This is a genomic window from Phocicoccus pinnipedialis (assembly GCF_903994035.1).
GTDB lineage: Bacteria > Bacillota > Bacilli > Staphylococcales > Salinicoccaceae > Phocicoccus > Phocicoccus pinnipedialis.
The window spans coordinates 1-4,737 of sequence record NZ_CAJEWB010000017.1 but is presented as its reverse complement, the minus strand read 5'-3'; the positions used below and the strand labels follow the sequence as shown (position 1 = coordinate 4,737).

Genomic DNA, 4,737 nt, shown 5'->3' with positions numbered 1-4,737 from the left:
CAATAAAAAAGTAAATAAAATTTAATTTTTAATTATCTAATGAGTGGTAATTATTATGTAGTAATAAGTTTATTTTTTTATTTAAATAAAGAGTTTATTAAACGACTTTTCTTACCTAGAAAAAGATTATACAATTAGAGCTTTAGAATTACAGTTATCAAGATGAGTAAGATGGAAAAAATAGAGATTAGAAATGTAGTATTAAAAGCCTGTTTTAATACTACATTATAAATTTCAATAAAGTTACTTAATTTAAACATTAATAAATCTTAATATTTGAATTACAAAAATTTTCAATAGTTGTGACTATATATAATAATGATTGTTAATCGATAAATTTTTATGTACATAAAACGACCGTTTATAGAACAAAATAGTCCTTTATAAAAAAGGGCTTTTTTTATTGATTAATGTGTATTTATACTTGTATTTTATTCTATGTATATATATCATGAAAGTATTAGAGTTTATATACAATGATTAATCTATTGAGAGCCTTTTTAATGATAGAAGGTGGACATTTATTCATAAAAGACATATAAATTAAGGAAGAAAGGATTAATTTCATGGCTAAAATAGGTTATGCGAGAGTTAGTACAAGAGATCAAAAGCTAGATAGTCAAATTGACGTATTAAAAGAATATGGTTGTGAACGTATATTTTCAGAGAAAGTCAGTGGTAAGAAGTACAGACGTACAGAACTCGATAAATGTTTAGATTACATGCGTGAAGGAGACACACTTGTTATTACCAAGTTAGATCGCTTAGGTCGTACGACAAAACAATTAATTGAGTTATCTCAACATCTTGAAAATGAAAATATTGACCTTCAAATTATAGATATGAATATTACTACTAAAGATGCGATGGGGAAAATGTTCTTTACGATGATGAGTGCATTTGCAGAATTAGAAGCTAATCTTTTAAGTGAGCGTACAAAGAAAGGTTTAGATTCAGCACGAGCGAGGGGGCGAGTAGGTGGACGACCTGGGATATCAGATACAAAGAAAGAGATGATAAAATCACTATATAATAGTAGAAACTATTCAGGTGAAGAAATCGCAAAAATGGCAGGAGTATCTAGATCAACCATTTATAAAGTGATTAATGAGAGTAAATAATAAATATATATCGATCTATATAGTAGAATCATGTTCATTAACAGTCAACTAAGCAAATGATATAATATAGTTAATCAAATAGTGTACTTTACATGAATCACCGAACACCCCAATCTATGCACTGACCCCCTAAATCCATGTCCGGATTTAGGAGGTCAAATCATTTTTACTAATACTTTATTTTTATTTTAAAATATTATTTCTTCGAATGTACCTCAATTTCTACTTCAAGTTTAAAGTCATCTACTTTTTTAATTAGATATTTTGTAATAACTTTTAATTATGTGTAGACGATTCGAAATATCTAAAAAAATTATACAACTTCAACAAGTTTCTTATCTTCTATCTTGAATACTAGATTTGCCGTATTTTTTATAAATGATTCATCATGGGAAGTATAAATAATCATCCCTTTATAAGACTTCATAAGTTCTTCTAAAGATTTAATAACGGAAAGATCTAAGAAGTTTGTCGGCTCATCTAAAATAATTGTATTAGAGGTTTTAAGAAATGTGAATGCTATTTTTAAACGAGTACTTTCTCCACCACTCAAATCAGAAATCTTCTTCCTAAAGTCATCTTGAGAAAATCTTAAATTAAAAAGAATTTGTTTTATAAAATCATCATTATAGCTTGAGCATTCTTGTAGATATTCAAATATATTCTTATCACTTTTTATTTCATAATCCATCTGATTGTAAACATTTATAACTAATTTAGAAGAGATTTCAATTTGTTCATTTTGACTTACTATATCTGCTAGAAAACTGGATTTACCTGTACCGTTATCTCCAACTATTCCAATCTTTTTTCCATAAGGAAATTGGAAAGTAGTATCTTCTAATAGTACTTTATTACCTTTAATAAGAGTATAACTTTGACTATATATTGGAATTTTATTGTGAATTTCGGTAAGTTCTGTTGTAGGAAATTTAATTTCTTGCTTTTCTTCTATTTTTTCAATATCACCCATCTTTTCTAACTTGCCTTCTAAATTTTTTAGCTTCCTAAAGGCATTTTTAGCGATTACATCTTTTGGTTTGCTCTGTGCAAGTCGTCCTGGATTATGCGTATCTTTCCCTTTCTTTTGTTTTAGTGATTCTGCATATTTTCGTTGTTGTTCTATTGATTTAAGTAAGGCTTCTCTTTTTATATTATGAGCATTTTGTTCATTTTCTAATGATGTTTTCTCTACTTCTTTTTGTTCTAAATAATCATTATAGTTACCAATGTACTCTTTAATGACGCCATCTTCAATCTCCCAAATCTTTGTTGCTAAAGCATTAATAAAGTCTCTGCTATGACTAACACATAAAATTGTTCCATAATAATACTTTAATTCTTCAATTAAAATATCGATTGACGTCTTATCTAAATGAGTTGTTGGTTCATCAAGAATTAAACATTCTTTATATAAAGAGAATGAATCCGTAATATTTAATTTTTTTAATTCTCCACCACTTAACCCTTCCTTGTTTTTCGGTACGTTTAATTCATTCAGTAACCGATAATCAATATCTGAATTGTAATCAAGTGCTTCTGTATAATTATTTTGTTTTAAATAGCTAAAGTCAAAATTATTACTTAATACGCCACCTTTAGGCGTAGGAATTATACCAGTTATCAAATTTAATAATGTTGATTTTCCAACACCATTATCTCCAATAATAAAAACACGTTCCCCTTCATTCACTATTAATCGATCTATAGTGAATAATTTATTCCCCTCAATATCTACTGAGATATTTTTCAATTCAATCATAATCATCTTCCTCTCCTCGTTTTTAATCAGACACCTTTTGTAATATTAGTAATGTAGACATTACTATCACTAAGCCAAATACAATATTTACTGTGACGTAGAACCCGGCATCTAAAAGAACGCTAAATACAAACATACCTGCAGGCATAAATGTCATACTAATTACTCCCATCAGAGCAAATACTCGACCTTTTAATTCATCTTTAATATGTAGTTGATAATAGGTCATTAACGGAATATTTGAAAACTGCATCGTAAGGGTAATTAAAAAACCAATCACCAAAAAAATGAGGTAAGCAGATGTTATGTCCAAATTAAACATCATTGGAACACTAAGGAAAATAAATAATAAGCCGATAATAACAGAACTTATTTTAACGAGTCGCAATGGTGTTTCTTTTTGTTTAGACAATGAAAATATAAATCCACCTGTTATCGTACCAAGACCAATTATTGCACTAAATATCCCTAATGCTTCAGATGACATCTTATAATGATCGATAAGAATAGCTCTCGGATAGATAAATATACTTGCACTTGCAAAGCCAAGTGCTGCTGAAAAAATCATTAAACGTTTTATAGTTGATTCATTTTTAATATAAGATAGGCCAGACTTCACTTGCTCTATAAAAGTTTGGCCACCAGAATAATCGACAAATTCTTTATCTTCAAACTTTAAGAAAAAATCACCAATAAAACTTACAAAAGCAAAAGCAGAGAGGAGGAGTATTGTAATCTTTAAACCTAATAAACCGTAAAATAGCCCACCTAAAATGGGACCTAATATATCCGATACACTAAGAACCATAGAATTATAGCCATATACTTTTTGTATTTTTTCTCCACAAAATAGTTGTGTAAAAGCAGCTTGAAATGAATTATCTGCAAATTGGTTTGAAAATGTTAATACCGCTGTTGCGCTATAAATAACAAATAAATTCATCTCAAAAAATATAAAATATAGAAATACTATAAAGAGCATTAGCGCATATACAAATTCATTCATTAATATAATTGTTCTATTATTTTTCAAATCAGAAAATACTCCTATAACAGGTAGCGTTATAAGTGATATAAGCACTCCAATAATTCCATTTAACGCGAATAGCACTGCTGACCCAGTTTGAGATAATATCCAAAACCCGACCGCGAATACATATAAAGAATCACTAATGCTTAAGAAAAATCTACTAAATAGATATATGGTGATATTTATTTTATGTGTCATTTCGAATCAAACTTTCTAGAGTTCTATTAATATTATTAAGTACTTTATCATAATTATTTACACTTTGGAATTCTTCTAAATTTAATTTAAATAATGAAACAGCATCTTTATTTGTTGATTCAACCTCTTTAAAATTTATTTCAACTTCTTTGAAATAAATTTGTGGGTTAAACATATAGTAAATTATCTTTAATAACGCAAATAAATCTGCCATTTTTTTAGTTAAGCATTTTCTATAAAATCCTAAAGTCCCATTCTTATAATATTCAAAAATTTCATCATTAATATAACCAAAATATTCCAAATCTATAACTCTTAATCTTTTGCTTTTATTCTCAATCATAATATTGCCTAAAGATAAATCTCCAATATAAATATTTCTTTGGTGTACTTTTTTTACAACCTCTACTAAATTTAAAAGAATAGTTTTTTTATCTATATTATTGTTAGTGCTATTTTTCAAAATATCAAACAAAGTTTTCCCATCAATAAATTCCTCTAAGACTGCAATGTCATTATTAATCATCATAATACTGATCGGTTTAATTATTTCTTCTATATCATTTAATTCAACCATCATTTTATATTCATGAAGAATTCTGTCTGCTGAATCTACATAATTACTT

At 27.5% G+C, this 4,737-nt stretch carries 4 protein-coding genes; 1 reads left to right on the top strand and 3 read right to left on the bottom strand.

Annotated elements, in window-relative coordinates; translation table 11 throughout:
* Positions 1-566: 566 nt before the first annotated feature.
* Positions 567-1,121, top strand: a complete 555-nt coding sequence (locus tag H9D55_RS08100) for a recombinase family protein (RefSeq protein ID WP_186078433.1) — start codon at positions 567-569, stop codon at positions 1,119-1,121.
* Between the two features lie 313 nt (positions 1,122-1,434).
* Here the strand turns inward: H9D55_RS08100 and abc-f are convergent, their stop codons facing one another.
* The 3 genes from abc-f to H9D55_RS08085 form a co-directional block, all read right to left on the bottom strand.
* Positions 1,435-2,889: a ribosomal protection-like ABC-F family protein gene (gene abc-f, locus H9D55_RS08095; protein WP_186078432.1), complete on the bottom strand. Its 1,455-nt coding sequence runs from the start codon at positions 2,887-2,889 to the stop codon at positions 1,435-1,437.
* 16 nt (positions 2,890-2,905) lie between these two features.
* Positions 2,906-4,111: an MFS transporter gene (locus tag H9D55_RS08090; protein WP_186078431.1), complete on the bottom strand. Its 1,206-nt coding sequence runs from the start codon at positions 4,109-4,111 to the stop codon at positions 2,906-2,908.
* Positions 4,101-4,737, bottom strand: a 637-nt coding sequence (locus tag H9D55_RS08085) for a serine/threonine protein kinase (RefSeq protein ID WP_186078430.1), incomplete at its 5' end; no start/stop codon positions are given. The genes H9D55_RS08085 and H9D55_RS08090, both read right to left, overlap by 11 nt.